The sequence below is a fragment of the Stenotrophomonas sp. SBJS02 genome, from assembly GCF_020428325.2.
Lineage (GTDB): Bacteria > Pseudomonadota > Gammaproteobacteria > Xanthomonadales > Xanthomonadaceae > Stenotrophomonas > Stenotrophomonas africana.
In genome coordinates, this window is record NZ_CP109812.1 from 1188949 (window position 1) to 1203074 (window position 14126).

Here is a 14126-nt window from a genome sequence, read left to right on the forward strand (position 1 = left end):
AAACCCATGGCAGATAATCACTACGACGCCATTGTTGTTGGCTCGGGAATCAGTGGCGGTTGGGCAGCGAAGGAGTTGACCGAGAAGGGCCTGAAGGTCCTGATGCTGGAGCGGGGCCGCAACATCGAGCACGTCAAGGACTACGTCAACGCGATGAAGGAGGCGTGGGATTTCCCGCACCGAAACCGTCCGACGCAGGCGATGAAGGCCAAGTTCCCGGTGTTGATGCGCGACTACGGCCTCGCCGAGAACCTGGAAGGGATGTGGGCCAACGAGCAGGACTCGCCCTACATCGAGACCAAACGTTTCGACTGGTTCCGCGGCTACCACGTGGGCGGTCGCTCGTTGATGTGGGGCCGGCAGAGCTATCGCTTCTCCGATCTGGATTTCGAGGCGAACCTGAAGGACGGTATCGCCGCGGACTGGCCGATCCGCTACGCCGACATCGCGCCGTGGTACGACCACGTGGAGAAGTTCGCCGGCATCGCCGGCACGCGCGAAGGACTGGACGTGCTGCCGGACGGCGAGTTCCTGCCGCCGATTCCCCTGAACATCGTCGAGAAGGATGTGGCCGCGCGGATCAAGAAGGCCTTCGGCGGAACGCGCCATATGATCCACTCGCGCACTGCAAACATCACCCAGCCGATGCCCGAACAGGGGCGCGTCAATTGCCAGTACCGCAACAAGTGCATCCTGGGCTGTCCTTTCGGTGCCTACTTCTCGACCCAGGCGGCGACGCTGCCAGCGGCGATGAAGACCGGCAACCTGACCTTGCGGCCGTTCTCGATCGTCAAGGAAGTGCTCTACGACAAGGACCGCAAGCGTGCGCGTGGCGTGGAGGTCATCGACGCCGAAACCGGCCAGACCTACCAGTACACCGCCAAGGTCATCTTCCTCAACGCGTCGTCGTTCAACTCGACGTGGCTGCTGATGAACTCGGCCACCGATGTCTGGGAAGGGGGGCTGGGCTCCTCGTCGGGAGAGTTGGGGCACAACGTGATGGACCATCATTTCGGTGCGGGTGCCTCGGGCCGGGTCGAGGGTTACGAAGACAAGTACTACTTCGGCCGTCGTCCGTGCGGTTTCTACATTCCGCGGTTCCGCAACGTCGCCTCGGACAAGCGTGGCTACCTGCGCGGCTTCGGCTACCAGGGCGGTGCCAGCCGCACCGGTTGGTCGCGCGAGATCGCCGAGCTGAACATCGGAGCCGACCTGAAGGAGGCGCTGACCGTACCGGGCGACTGGCGCATCGGCATGACCGGGTTCGGTGAAATGCTGCCGCACCACGACAATACGATCCGCCTGGACCACGACCGGAAGGACAAGTGGGGGCTGCCGGTGCTGGCGATGGATGTTGCCATGCGTGCCAATGAACTGGCGATGCGCAAGGACATGGCCGCCGATGCCGCCGAGATGCTGGAAGCGGCCGGCGTCAAGGACGTGAAGATGCACGACAACGACTATGCCCCGGGCAAGGGCATCCACGAGATGGGGACCGCGCGCATGGGACGTGATCGGAAAAGCTCGGTATTGAATGCGCACAACCAGGTCTGGGATGCGCCCAACGTCTATGTGACCGACGGTGCCTGCATGACCTCCAGCGCCTGCGTGAATCCCTCGCTGACCTACATGGCGCTGACCGCGCGCGCGGCCGACCATGCGGTACGCGAACTGAAAGCGGGGAACCTCTGATGGATCGCCGCGAACTGTTGAAGATGATCGTTGCCGCCACCGGTGCGGCCATGGTTGGCCTGCCTGCGCTGGTGCAGGGGCAGGCGCCGGCGGGCGCCACGAAGATCCATTTCTCCGACGCCGATGTCGGCATGCTGGACGAGATCGCCGAGACCATCCTGCCGCGGACAAGGACACCCGGGGCCAAGGACGCGGGTGCCGGTGCGTTCATGGCGACGTTCGTCAGCGACTGCTACACGGCCCGGCAGCAGGCGACGTTCCGCGCCGGCCTGGCCGACATCGACAAACGCGCCGGCGGCCGCTTCGTATCGCTCACGCCGGAAGCCCGCACCGGGTTGCTGCGAACGCTGGACGCCGAAGCCAAGGCACGCAATGCCGACGTGACCGAGACCGGTACGCCTGAAGAGGGCGAGGCGATGCCGCATTACTTCACGATGCTCAAGCAATTGGCCATCTTCGGCTTCTTCACCTCCAAGGTCGGTGCGACCGGGGTGCTGCAGTACGTCGCCGTGCCGGGTCGCTACGACGGCGACCTTGCCTATGTTCCCGGCACGCCTGCGTGGGGGACCAGCTGATGGACACCAGCCTGATGACCCGATCTCTGTTGATTGTCACCGGCCTGCTGGCCGCCACATCTGTATTCGCGCAGAACGGTGCCGACGCCGCGCGCGATCCGAAGAAGACCGAAGTGTGGACTCCCGTGCCCGAAGTCGTCGCCACGCCACCAGGCAAAGCCCCCTCCGACGCCATTGTGCTGTTCGATGGCAAGGATGTCTCCGCGTGGGAGGCAGAGCACGGCGGACGTGTGCCCTGGACGGTTGCCGATGGCGCCATGACCGTCGTTCCGGGCAGCAAGGGCATCCGCACCCGGCAGCGCTTCTGCGATGTCCAATTGCATGTCGAATGGCGCACGCCCACCGATACAAAGGGCTTCGACGGCCAGAACCGGGGCAACAGTGGCATCTTCCTGCAGGAACTGTATGAGCTGCAGGTGCTCGACAGTTACAACAACCCAACGTATGCCAACGGCCAGGCGGGTTCGATCTACAAGCAGGCCATGCCACGGGTGAACGCCTCGCGCGCACCGGGCCAGTGGCAGGTCTACGACATCATCTGGAAGGCGCCGCGCTTCTCGCAGGGCGGCGGCCTGGCGTCGCCCGCGCGCATCACGGTGCTGCACAACGGCGTGCTGGTGCAGGATGACACCGTGCTGGCGGGGAAGACGGAGTACATCGGTGCGCCGTCGTACGCGCCTCATGCGTGCGCGCCGCTGTATCTGCAGGAGCATGACTCCAAGGTCAGCTACCGCAATATATGGGTGCGCGAACTGTAGCCGCACACGGCCGGCGTGGTCGCCGGCCGCTTACTTCGCCAGGTAGCTGGCGATGTCATCGATTTCCTGTTGCGACAGCTGGGAGAAGGGCGGCATCAGTCCACCGCCCTTGCTGATCTTTTCCTTGATCTGCGCCGGTGCCATGCGCTTGCCGATGTCGGTGAGCGCCGGGAACGCGCCCGGCATGCCCGCACGATCGGCGCCGTGGCAGGCCACGCAGTTCGCGGTGTAGAGCTTTGCGCCCGCAGCCGGGTCGTCCTTGCACCAGGCTGCCGTCGCAACGCTCATGCCGCCCAGGCCGACAGCCATTGCCAGGATCATTCTCATGTGGGGCTCCTTGATGCGTCAGCGGCGCGCACGGGCGTGCACGCGGGTGGTCAGATGTTCACGCAGGTAGTCCGCACCGGTCTGGATGACCTTGGCCGGATCGCGTGGCTGGTCGTGCTCGATGATGTACCAGTGGACGCCGGCGGCTGCTGCAGCAGGCAGGATCGCATTCCAGTCCAGCACGCCCTGGCCCACCGCAGCGAATCCGCCTTCGTCCTGGGCCTGGCCCTTGGGCGCATTGTCCTTGGCGTGCACCGCGAATACGTGGCCGCGGAGCTTTGCCAGCATCACTGCAGGGTCCAGGCCCGCGCGCGCGACCCAGGCCAGGTCCAGCTCGGTCTGCAGGTCTGGACCGGCGGCGGCGAGCAGCAGCTCCAGTCCGGTCCTGCCATCGAAGTCGACCAGTTCGAAGTCGTGGTTGTGATAGGCCAGGCGCATGTCCTTGCCGCGCACCTGCTTGGCGAGGCGGCCCAACTCCTGGCCCAGTGCCGTCCAGCCCGCCGCATCGGTCGGCCGGTCCTTCGCATCCAGGTAAGGCACCACCAGCGTGGTGTTGCCGATCGAGCGGTTGAAGGCCACCACCCCATCCAGATTGCCGCGCAGCTCGGCCAGCGGCACATGCGATGAAATCGCCTTGATCGAGTACCGGTCCAGCAGCTGCTTGAGTTCGGTGGCGCTGGTGTTCTGCGTACCGACCGTTTCCACCGCATGGACGCCCGCGTCGTGGACGATCTTCAATTGCTGCTCAAGCGAGCCTGCATCGCGCAGGGTATACATCTGCACCGCGATCGGCTTCTGCGTGCTGGCGGCTTCGCCTGCGAAGGCGGGCAGGGCAGCGAGCAGCAGGATGAGGCCTGCACTTCTACGGAAAAGGGCTTTCATCAACAGATCCTCCCGGCATTCAACCGATGGTGGTCCAGGCGCGTGACCTGGCCGATGCAATGACACGATCAACGATCTGCGCCGAGCGCAGGCCGTCTTCGAAGGTGGGCAGGCCCTGCGGCTGATCGCCTTCGATGGCGCGATAGGTGTCGGCGACAAACGCTTCGAAGCACTGGGCGTAGCCCTGTGCATGCCCGGCCGGCAGCGCGGACAGCCGGCGCTGTTCGGCACTGCCGGCGCCTGGCCCGCGTACGAAGATTTCCTCGCGCTGGTCGGGCAGGCCGATCCAGAGTCGTTCGGCGTCCTCCTGGTTGAAGGCCACGCTGGCCTTGGCGCCATCGATCTCGAACCAGAGGCGGTTGTGGCGCCCGGCCGAGACCTGGCTGACCGTCAATGACGCCAGCGTACCGGCGCCGGTCCTGAACATCGCCGCGGCAACGTCCTCGCTCATGACGGCCTGCATCGCGCTGGCTGCCATTGGCGTGCTGAAACTCTGCCCGCTGACGGCGCCGCGCTCGGCGATCACCGTGGCGAATGCCGCGTTCACTTCGGCGAAGCGCTCGCCACTGATCCATTCCACCAGGTCGCACCAGTGCGAACCGATGTCGGCGAACACGCGCGACGTGCCGCCCAGCGCCGGGTCAACACGCCAGTTGTTGCTGGCGGGGTCAAGAAGCCAGTCCTGCAGGTAACTGCCGTGGATGAGGTGCAACGGCCCCAGTTCACCGTGGGCGATGCGGGCGCGCGCCTCGCGGACCACCGGGTGGTAGCGGTAGACGAAGGGGACCGTGGCAACCAATCCAGTCGAGGCGGCCAACGCCGCCAGCGCCTGCGCATCGTCCAGCGTCGTCGCCAGCGGTTTCTCGCAGATCACGTGCTTGCCGGCTTCCAGCGCGGCCTGTGCCATGGCGCGGTGCAGATGGTTGGGCGTGCACACATGCACGACCTGCACCTGGGGATCGGCGATCACGTCCTCGATATCCCGGTAGGCACGGGGGACATTCCAGGAGTGTGCTGCTTCATGCGCGCGCTGCGGTGACGAGGCGGCCACGCCGCGTACCTCGGCACCTGCCAGCAGTGCCGCACGACGATGCACTGCACCGATCATGCCGGCGCCAACGATGGCGATTCCAAGCTTGGGCATCGACGGGGATCCTCAGGGTGTGGAGGGCGCGGCCGCAGCCGCCGGCCGATCGCGGAACAGCAGCAGGAAGGCGACCAGCACCACCAGCGCAACACCGGCCGGGAACAGCCAGATCTGCTGCCAGTCGGGTCCGGCTTCGGTGGTGAAGTGCTCCACCACCGCGCCGGACAGGAAGGTGCCGATCAACATGCCCACGCCATAGGTGGCCAGGGTGATGAACCCCTGTGCGCTGCTGCGCGCGGCAGGGCCGGCATGGGCATCGGTGTAGATCTGGCCGGTGACGAAGAAGAAGTCGTAGCAGATGCCGTGCAGCACGATGCCGATCACCAGCAGGGAGAAACCGCTGCCCGCATCGCCGAAGGCGAACAAGGCGTAGCGCACCACCCAGGCGGCCATGCCGACCGCCAGCATGGTCTTCACCCCCAGCCGCACGAACAGGAACGGCATGGCCAGCATCAGCAGCACTTCGGAGACCTGGCCCAACGACTGCAGGCCTGCTGCACCCCGCACGCCCAGGTCGTTGAGATACGGATTGGTGAAGTTGTAGTAGAACGACAGCGGGATGCAGATGGCGATGGAGGCCAGGAAGAACACCAGGTAGGCGCGCGACTTCAGCAGACGCAACGAATCCAGCCCCAGGATCTGTCCCAGTCCGGCATCGCGCTGCTGCGCCAGCGGCGGCGTGTGCGGCAGAGTGAACGCATACAGGCCCAGCACCAGAGACGCGAGTGCCGCCATCCGGAACGTCAGTTCAAGCCGGTGCGCCTGTTCCCAGCCCAGCCAGCCGATCAGCACGCCGGCGATGATCCAGCCGATGCTGCCCGCCACCCTCACCAGCGGGAACTGTTTCTCGGGCGACTGCATGTGCCGCATCGCCACGCTGTTGGCCAGTGCCAGCGTCGGCATGAACAGCAGCATGTAGCCCATCACGCAGGCAGAGAACATGCTGAAGCTGGTGGCCGTGGACGCCAGCCACATGAGCACCGCACCGGCCAGATGCAGTACCGCAAGGATGCGCTGCGCCGCAAAGTAGCGATCCGCGATCAGCCCGACCAGGAACGGCGCCACGATGGCGCCGATGGATTGGCTGAGGAAGGCCGTGGCCACCTGGCTGGCGCTGGCCTGCAGCGGGCCCTGCACCAGGTACGTCCCGAGGGTCACGAACCACGCTCCCCAGATGAAGAACTGCAGAAACATCATCGCGCCCAAGCGCGACATGGCGTGCGACATGGCTTGCCCTCCCGGGGCGGTAATGGCTCAGATTCCCAGCATGCGGTGCAGTGATGCGGCGTCCGTTCCGCTGTCGGCGAAGTCGTCGAAGGCGCGCTCGGTGACCCGGATGATGTGGTCGCGTATGAAGGCGGCACCCTCGCGTGCGCCGTCTTCCGGGTGCTTCAGGCAGCACTCCCATTCCAGTACCGCCCATCCGGGGAAGTCGTACTGGGCGAACTTGGAGAAGATTGCCTTGAAGTCGATCTGGCCGTCACCGGGTGAACGGAACCGCCCCGGGCGATCGATCCAGTTCTGGTAGCCGCCGTACACGCCGCTGCTGGCACTGGCGTGGTACTCCGCATCCTTGACATGGAAGGCACCGATGCGCGCGTGGTAGCGGTCGATGAAACCCAGGTAGTCCATCTGCTGCAGCAGCAGATGGCTGGGGTCGTACAGGATCTTCGCGCGTGGGTGGTGATCGACCACATCGAGGAAGCGTTCGAAGGTCGCGCCGTCGTGCAGGTCCTCCCCGGGGTGGATCTCGAAGCACAGGTCCACGCCGCAGGCATCGAACGCATCGAGGATGGGGCGCCAGCGGCGACCGAGTTCGGTGAAGGCTTGCTCCACCAGTCCCGGTGGGCGCTGCGGCCAGGGATAGAAGTACGGCCAGGCCAGTGCGCCGGAGAACGTGGCGTGTGCGGTCAGTCCCAGCCGCTGGCTGGCTTTGGCGGCCAATAGAAGCTGCTCCACGGCCCAGGCCTGGCGGGCGGCGGGATCGCCGCGCTTGTCCGCGGGTGCGAATCCGTCGAACAGGTTGTCGTAGGCCGGATGCACCGCGACCAGCTGCCCCTGCAGATGGGTGGACAGCTCGGTGATCTGCACGCCATGACCGGCCAGCATGCCGGCAATGTCGTCGCAGTACGCCTGGCTGCGCGCGGCCTCTGCCAGATCAAGCAGATGAGGCGCGCTGGTCGGCACTTGTACGCCAGAATAGCCCAGACCCGCGGCCCACCCGGCCAGCGTGTCCAGCCGATCAAAAGGAGCTGCGTCGCCGATGAACTGCGCCAGGAACAGCGCTGGACCCTTGAGCGTCTTCAACGTGATTCGCCCTCGATGCAATCGATTGCATTATCCTAGCAGGGGCTCACGCAGGACCTGTTGTGCAGTGCACAGCAGGCAGGAGGACTAACGCCATGGCCACCATCTACGACATCGCAAAGCACGTGGGCGTCTCCGCAGGCACGGTGTCGCGGGCGCTTTCGCGGCCGGACAAAGTCCTGCCGGCCACCCGTGCGCGCATCGAGCAGGCCGCCGCCGCGCTGGGCTATGTGCCCAACACGGTGGCCCGCACGCTCAAGACCCAGCGCAGCGGCAAGATCCTGGTCACCGTCCCGGACATCGCCAATCCGTTCTTCGCCCAGATCCTGCAGGGTGCGGAGGACGCCGCGCAGGCCGTTGGCTACGCGGTCCTGCTGGGGGACACCCAGCATCAACCGGATCGCGAGGAGCGCTATGCACAGATGCTCCGGCGCAATGAGGCCGACGGCATGATCGTGCTCGGGCATCGCCTGCCACCCACGGCGCGGGAGATCGTCGCACAGCGGGGCGCGGCCGCGCCGGTGGTCAACGGTTGCGAGTTCGATCCCGCATTGGGCATTCCCAGCGTCCACATCGATAATGCGGCCGCCGCGCGCGCGGTGATGGAACACCTGTATGGGCTGGGGCACGAACGCATCGCAGTGGTGGGCGGACCTCCCGACAATCCGCTGCACCAGCAACGGCTGGAAGGGGTCCGGGCAGCCGGCAAGGCGCGTGGACGCCTGCGCCAGTTGAACATCGTGCCGGGTGACTTTTCCGTGGAGTCGGGCCATGCAGCCGCGATGTCGATGTTGGCCGCCGCGCCGGTACCGACCGCGGTCTTCTGTTTCAGCGACCAGATGGCGCTGGGTACCCTGGCGGCCTGCCGGGAGCGGGGCATCCGCGTGCCGGAGGACCTGTCCATCGTCGGCTTTGACGACCTGGCCTCCTCGCGCTACCTCACGCCGCCGCTGACGACGATCAGGCAGCCGATGCGGGAGATTGGCGAGCGCGCGGTCAACCTGCTGCTCGCCATCATCGAGCACGTGGATGTGCCGCTGCAGCAGACGCTGGAGTTCAGCCTGATGCTGCGGGGCTCGACGGCTGCACCCAGGGCCGGGTGAAGGCAGGGCAGCGCTCGCTGCCCCATGATTGTCGCCAGACGGCTTCTGCAACCTTGATCCCGAATTGACGCAGAGCTGTCAGACTAACGGCAGGCAGCCCGGCAAGGGCCTTGGTGGCAGCTGCGATCGCTCAAGGGGGTCGGCAATGCCGTTCTTGACGGACTCGACCGAGGTCTCGGTCGAAGGCATCGGCGCGGCACGGCGCATCGGCTGGATGCGTTTCGTGGGCAACGGGTTGGGGGCGGTCCCCATTGCCTCGATCATGCTCGAACGCCAGGACGGCGCGCTGGCGTGGGTCCTGCTGCTGCTCAATGCGCTGGCCTGGCCGGCGCTCGCGCTGGTACTGACCCGGCGCTCAAGGCAGCCTGCCGTGGTCCAGTTCCGCTGCATGGTGATTGATTCCTACTTTGGCGGTGGCTGGATCGCCTTCATGGGGCTCAGCGTCGTACCCAGTGCATTGTTCGCCGCGCTGCTGGTCGCCGACAAGATCGCCGCCGGCGGGGTGAAGCTGGCGGTACGGGCCACGCTGGCCCTGGTAGTGGGGTTCGCGCTCACCTGGTGGGTGCTTGGGTGTCCCTACCAGCCGGTGTCATCGCAGCGCACGATCGTGCTCAGTGTGCCGTTCCTGTTCGTCTACGGCATCGGCCTCAGCATCCTCAGCTGGCAGCTGGCGCGACGGGTGAAATCGCAGAACCGCCAGTTGAAGCGGCTGAGCCGGATGGACCCGCTGGTGGAGCTGGCCAACCGCGGCTTCCTGATCGTGCGCGCGCAGCAGGCACTGGACAAGGCGCAGGGGCAGGGTGGTTTCGCCTGTCTGCTGATGCTTGATGTGGATGACTTCAAGCGCATCAATGACTCGCATGGTCACCGTGCAGGGGACGAAGTGCTGCGCCATATCGCGTCCACCTTGCGCGCCTTCGCCCGGCCCGGCGATACCCCCGCGCGGCTGGGAGGTGATGAGTTCGTCGTGCTGCTGCACGACTGTGCGCCCGGCGATGCGATGCATGTGGCAGAGCGGGTTCGCCTGCAACTTCTGGAAGCCGCGCGGCAGGCAACGCCGGGCATCGAATTCAGTGTCAGCATCGGGATCGCAGCGACGCCGCGTGGCGGCAGCGTCGAGGACTGGCTGGCACTGGCCGACCGCGCGCTCTACCACGCCAAGCGCCAGGGCAAGAACAACGCCAGCTATGGCGAATGAGTCGGCGCGGGCCGCAGCAGCGCTGTCGCAGCACGAGGCCTGATGCCCGTTCATCCTGCACCCGGAATCGTTGCCGCCAATCCTCTACCATGGGCCACCCCGCCCGGACGCGCCGCCCATGCAAGACGCCCTCGTTGCCCAGCCCAAGCCCCCTGTTCCGAGGATCGCGGCCTGGCTGATGATGCTGCTGGGCATGTGGCTGGCGTTGAAGCTGGGCCTGGTGGTAACTCTGCTGTCGGGGTTGCTGGTGTTCCAGCTGACCCACGTGCTGGCGTCCACCGTGGAAGGCAGGCTGCCGCCGGGACGGGCGCGGGCAATTGCGGTGATCGTGCTGTCGGCGATCATCATCAGCGGGCTGGTGCTGGCCGGGATCGGCGTGGCGTCGTTCTTCCGCAACGAAACCGGCGGGCCGGACGCGCTGCTGGCGCGGCTGATGGATATCCTCAATTCGTCGCGCCACCAGGTACCGGCGCTGCTGCAGCCGTATATCCCGGAGGACATGCCGGCGCTGCGTGCGGCGCTCAATGACTGGGCCGCCGAGCACCAGCGCCAGCTGGGCGTGGCCGGCACGTCGGTGGTGCAGGTGGGCGTACGCGTGCTGATCGGCATGGTGCTGGGCGCGATGATCGCGCTGTACGACGAACTTCCGCTGCCGAAGATGGGGCCGCTGGCGCAGGAGCTGGTCGGGCGCACCAGCCGCCTGGCCACCGCGTTCCGCCAGGTGGTGTTCGCGCAGCTGAAGATCTCCCTGCTCAACACCGTGTTCACCGCGATCTTCCTGCTGGGCGTGCTGCCGCTGTTCGGCGTGCACCTGCCACTGTCCAAGACGCTGGTATTGATCACCTTCATCGCCGGCCTGCTGCCAGTGGTGGGCAACATCATCTCCAACACCATCATCGCCATTGTCGCGCTGTCGGTCTCGTTCTACGTGGCAGTGGCCGCGCTGCTGTACCTGATCGTGATCCACAAACTGGAGTACTTCCTCAACGCGCGCATCGTCGGCGGTGAGATCCAGGCCCGCGCCTGGGAGCTGTTGCTGGCAATGCTGGTGATGGAAGCGGCGTTCGGCCTGCCCGGCTTGGTGGCGGCACCGGTGTTCTACGCCTACGTGAAGCGCGAACTGGTCGACCAGCGCTGGATCTGACCCGGCGTGACCTGTCGCATCTGACCGGCTGGACGGGGGGCGCCGGCGTTGTCGGCGCGTTCGCGCGCGCTGCGCTATATCCCCCCCCTGCGGATCGTACGGCGCTGGCTTGGCGGCGCCGGAGCCGCTCGCTACAGTGAGCCGCACTTCAGGGGAATTCTGCATGGCCGGCAAGGCATCGCCCATCAGGTTGCGGACCTGGGTCTGGATCCTGGCTGGGCTGTTCGTGGTGTGCACGTTGCCGTTGATGGCCATCGCTCTGGTCCAGGGCACGCTGCGCTACACCGCCGCCGAAGAGAACCTGGCCAGCCTGCGCCAGTTGCGGCAGACCTTCGATCTGGCAAATCTGGCTTCGGCCGAGCGCGGCCCGGCCAACAGCCTGCTGGGGGCTGACCCGGCCGACGCCGCCGAACGGGCGCGGCTGGCCGCGCAGCTGGCGGCCGCGCGCAGGCGGGTCGACACCGCTATGCTGCAGCTGGACACCGTACTCAAGAACGACCCGGGCGTGGTGGATGAGCATGGCCTGCTGGCCGACGCGCAACGTCGCCTGCGGTCGCGCGCGCCGCGGTGGACCGGATGGCGGCGCAGCCGCACGGTGCGCGCCGGGTGGAAGAGGTGGAGCGTGCGATCAGCGGCATGTTCGCCGTGGTTGATCGCCTGCACCTGCTGACTTCGGCGCAGATCAACGTGCTGGTCAGTGCCGACCGTGAAGCGGCGATTCCGGCGATGCAGGGCCAGGTACTGATGGATCTTCGCGAGCATGGCGGCCGCCTGGCGTCGAACGTGATGGCGCCGGTGGCGGTGCCGGGGGCATGGCGCGAGGAACAGGTGCGCGCTGCGCAGCAGACCGAGGGCCGCCTGCTGGAACTGTGGCGGTTGGCGGTCAGCCATGAGTCGGTGTTCCGCAGTGACGCGGCATTGTCATGGCACTGGGACATGGCACGTCGGCAGTTCTTCGGTGAATCGCTGCCGATGATCGAGCAGTTGATCGAGGATGGCCGCCGTGGCGTACCACCGCCGTGGACCGCGGCCGAGTTCACCACGCGCTACGTGCCCACCCTGCAGTCGCTTGAGGCGTTGCGCGATGGCTACCTGAGCGTGTCCATCGCCCGCTTCGAACGCACCCGCAATCGCGAGGCCATGCGCCTGGCGGTGCTGGCGGCGACCGCGCTGGGCACGCTGGTGGTGCTGGGCGTGGCCCTGCGCATCGCCCACCTGCAGATCCTGCAGCCGTTGCTGCAGGCGCAGAAGCAGGTGATCCAGCTCGCCTCGGATGCACCCGGCCCGGAGCAGCATGTCACCCATCCGCTGGCCGAGATGCAGCGCCTATTCGACGCCATCGAAGTACTGCGTGAGAAATCGCGCGAGCGCTCGGCACTGACCAGCGAACTGCGCCAGCTCGCTGGCACCGACGAGCTGACCGGATTGTTGAACCGGCGCGCGCTGGATGAAGTGGTGCAGCAGAGACACGCGGAGGGCGATGCAAACGCCGTGGTGATCCTGCTGGATGTGGATCGCTTCAAGGCGATCAACGATGGCCATGGCCATGAAGCCGGCGACGAAGTGCTGGTGCAGGTGGCGCAGTTGCTGCAGCACCACCTGCGCCGCAGCGACAGCATCGCCCGTTATGGCGGCGAGGAGTTCCTGGTGCTGCTGGCCGACGGCGATCTGGCCGGTGGCCGCCAGCTGGCCGAGTCATTGCGATTGGCCCTGCAGCAGATGGACATCGCGCTGGCCGGCGGGACCGTGCTGCGGGTGACCGCCAGTTTCGGCGTTGCCGAGGGCGGCACCGACGCACTGGGCTGGCGCACCCTGCTGCGTGCCGCCGATGCGGCCATGTATTACCGGGCCAAGGCACAGGGACGCGATCGGGTACGGGTGGCGGTTGGCGCTCGCATCACGCGTTGAGGGCACGCGTCAGCCGATGCGTGCATGCACGCGCCGCAGCGTCCGAGCAATCATCCGGCGCGCTATGGGACGGGGTAACGAGAAGCCACGCCACCGCAGCGCACCCACCCGGAAGGTGGCGGTGGCGGTGGCCAGTACCTTGCCTGCCGGGTCGGTCAGCCAGCCACGCGTGAAGGCGATGCTGCCTTTGCTGTGCTCGACTTCGCCCCAACCGATGATGCGTCCTGGTCGTGCCGGACTGACGAAACTGGTCTTGGATTCCACCGTGACCGCGATGCGGTTGGCGGGCAGTGTGGCGTAGATCGCCGGCCCCATGCAGTCGTCGAGCATCGCTGACAGGAAGCCGCCCTGCACGTTGCCCATCGGATTGGTCAGCACCTGGCCAGCCTCGAATTCGACCTGGATGCGGCGCAGTGCGTCGTCGTAGTCGACGAATCGCCAGCCGAGCAGAGTACCCGCCCGGGAGGGCGGCAGATCACCGTTGACCACGCTGTAGAAGATCGATTCGGGATTCATCGTGGAGCCTCGTGGGGGAGGGGAGAGAAAGGGAAGTCACAGCGGTAGCGACAACAGGGCCAGCACGAATCCGATGACCGACAGCAGTACCACCATGGCGCCGGCGGGCACCGGTGTACGCGCACCGGTACGCCGTCGCACGCCGGCGGCGACCAGGACCGGCGGCACGGTGGCGACCAGGCAGAACAGCTGGAACGCCAGCAGCTGCGGCAGTGCGAAGTGACCCCCGATGAAGATCAGTCAGGCCAGCATCACGCCAGCGCCGGCCAGTGCGATCCAACCGGCGCCGACCACGCGGATGAGTGCCATCAGCAGCACCTGCATGCGCGGCTCGATCTCGGTCCACGGCATGCCCACGGCCTGGCCGTGGTAGGGCATGAAGTCGGAGCGCTTCAGATAGGCGGCAGCAAATAGCGAGACAATGAAGAACGCCAACAGGTAACAGCCGAACGCGAGCCAGGCGAACAGGTCCATGTGGAGGCCATGCGGTTGCGGAGAAGTCGCAGCGTGCACGCCGGCAGCCATGCCGGTCATGCCACGGGGTTGCGCGATTCTCGGGCAGCCCCCCG

Annotated in this window: 14 protein-coding genes and 1 pseudogene; 7 read left to right on the forward strand and 8 right to left on the reverse strand. The window is 66.4% G+C overall.

Features of this window, described 5'->3' with window-relative positions; genetic code table 11:
- Positions 1 to 6 precede the first annotated feature (6 nt).
- The 3 genes from FQS62_RS05575 to FQS62_RS05585 are packed head-to-tail and all read left to right on the forward strand — an operon-like array spanning position 7 to position 3025.
- Positions 7 to 1692 carry a GMC oxidoreductase gene (locus FQS62_RS05575; RefSeq protein WP_107379261.1) on the forward strand — a complete coding sequence of 562 codons (1686 nt, stop codon included), beginning with the start codon at positions 7 to 9 and terminating at the stop codon, positions 1690 to 1692.
- A complete protein-coding gene (locus FQS62_RS05580; RefSeq protein WP_049446037.1) occupies positions 1692 to 2267 on the forward strand; it encodes a gluconate 2-dehydrogenase subunit 3 family protein in 576 nt (191 codons plus the stop codon). The genes FQS62_RS05575 and FQS62_RS05580 overlap by 1 nt, the downstream gene beginning before the upstream one ends.
- Entirely contained in the window at positions 2267 to 3025 is a 759-nt protein-coding gene (locus FQS62_RS05585; protein WP_088480588.1) for a 3-keto-disaccharide hydrolase, read from the forward strand. The genes FQS62_RS05580 and FQS62_RS05585 overlap by 1 nt, the downstream gene beginning before the upstream one ends.
- Before the next feature lie 30 nt (positions 3026 to 3055).
- On the opposite strand, the gene FQS62_RS05590 is transcribed toward FQS62_RS05585, so the two are convergent.
- Genes FQS62_RS05590 through FQS62_RS05610 form a run of 5 tightly spaced genes read right to left on the reverse strand, consistent with a single transcriptional unit; the run spans position 3056 to position 7688 of the window.
- Positions 3056 to 3352 carry a c-type cytochrome gene (locus FQS62_RS05590; RefSeq protein ID WP_049446035.1) on the reverse strand — a complete coding sequence of 99 codons (297 nt, stop codon included), beginning with the start codon at positions 3350 to 3352 and terminating at the stop codon, positions 3056 to 3058.
- 18 nt (positions 3353 to 3370) lie between these two features.
- A complete protein-coding gene (locus FQS62_RS05595; protein ID WP_208043311.1) occupies positions 3371 to 4234 on the reverse strand; it encodes a sugar phosphate isomerase/epimerase family protein in 864 nt (287 codons plus the stop codon).
- 19 nt (positions 4235 to 4253) lie between these two features.
- A complete protein-coding gene (locus tag FQS62_RS05600; RefSeq protein ID WP_164158044.1) occupies positions 4254 to 5378 on the reverse strand; it encodes a Gfo/Idh/MocA family protein in 1125 nt (374 codons plus the stop codon).
- Between the two features lie 12 nt (positions 5379 to 5390).
- Entirely contained in the window at positions 5391 to 6608 is a 1218-nt protein-coding gene (locus tag FQS62_RS05605) for a nucleoside permease (protein ID WP_049446029.1), read from the reverse strand.
- Positions 6609 to 6635: 27 nt separating this feature from the next.
- Positions 6636 to 7688, reverse strand: a complete 1053-nt coding sequence (locus FQS62_RS05610; protein ID WP_208043312.1) for a sugar phosphate isomerase/epimerase family protein — start codon at positions 7686 to 7688, stop codon at positions 6636 to 6638.
- A 95-nt stretch (positions 7689 to 7783) separates the two neighbouring features.
- Between FQS62_RS05610 and FQS62_RS05615 the strand changes: the two genes are divergently transcribed.
- The 4 genes and pseudogenes from FQS62_RS05615 (at position 7784) to FQS62_RS05630 (ending at position 13041) form a co-directional block, all read left to right on the forward strand.
- On the forward strand, positions 7784 to 8791 hold the full coding sequence (locus FQS62_RS05615) for a LacI family DNA-binding transcriptional regulator (protein WP_088480580.1): 1008 nt from the start codon (positions 7784 to 7786) through the stop codon (positions 8789 to 8791).
- Positions 8792 to 8936: 145 nt separating this feature from the next.
- Entirely contained in the window at positions 8937 to 9989 is a 1053-nt protein-coding gene (locus FQS62_RS05620; RefSeq protein ID WP_208043313.1) for a sensor domain-containing diguanylate cyclase, read from the forward strand.
- A 118-nt stretch (positions 9990 to 10107) separates the two neighbouring features.
- Positions 10108 to 11133 carry an AI-2E family transporter gene (locus FQS62_RS05625; protein ID WP_057499742.1) on the forward strand — a complete coding sequence of 342 codons (1026 nt, stop codon included), beginning with the start codon at positions 10108 to 10110 and terminating at the stop codon, positions 11131 to 11133.
- 163 nt (positions 11134 to 11296) lie between these two features.
- Positions 11297 to 13041, forward strand: a pseudogene (locus FQS62_RS05630) (GGDEF domain-containing protein).
- 9 nt (positions 13042 to 13050) lie between these two features.
- Here the strand turns inward: FQS62_RS05630 and FQS62_RS05635 are convergent.
- The 3 genes from FQS62_RS05635 to FQS62_RS05645 all read right to left on the reverse strand — a co-directional run bounded on the left by FQS62_RS05635 (position 13051) and on the right by FQS62_RS05645 (position 14031).
- A complete protein-coding gene (locus tag FQS62_RS05635) occupies positions 13051 to 13557 on the reverse strand; it encodes a PaaI family thioesterase (protein ID WP_208043315.1) in 507 nt (168 codons plus the stop codon).
- Positions 13558 to 13593: 36 nt separating this feature from the next.
- Positions 13594 to 13725, reverse strand: a complete 132-nt coding sequence (locus FQS62_RS05640; protein WP_262252342.1) for a hypothetical protein — start codon at positions 13723 to 13725, stop codon at positions 13594 to 13596.
- A 72-nt stretch (positions 13726 to 13797) separates the two neighbouring features.
- Positions 13798 to 14031, reverse strand: a complete 234-nt coding sequence (locus FQS62_RS05645; protein WP_226053706.1) for a hypothetical protein — start codon at positions 14029 to 14031, stop codon at positions 13798 to 13800.
- Positions 14032 to 14126 lie beyond the last annotated feature (95 nt).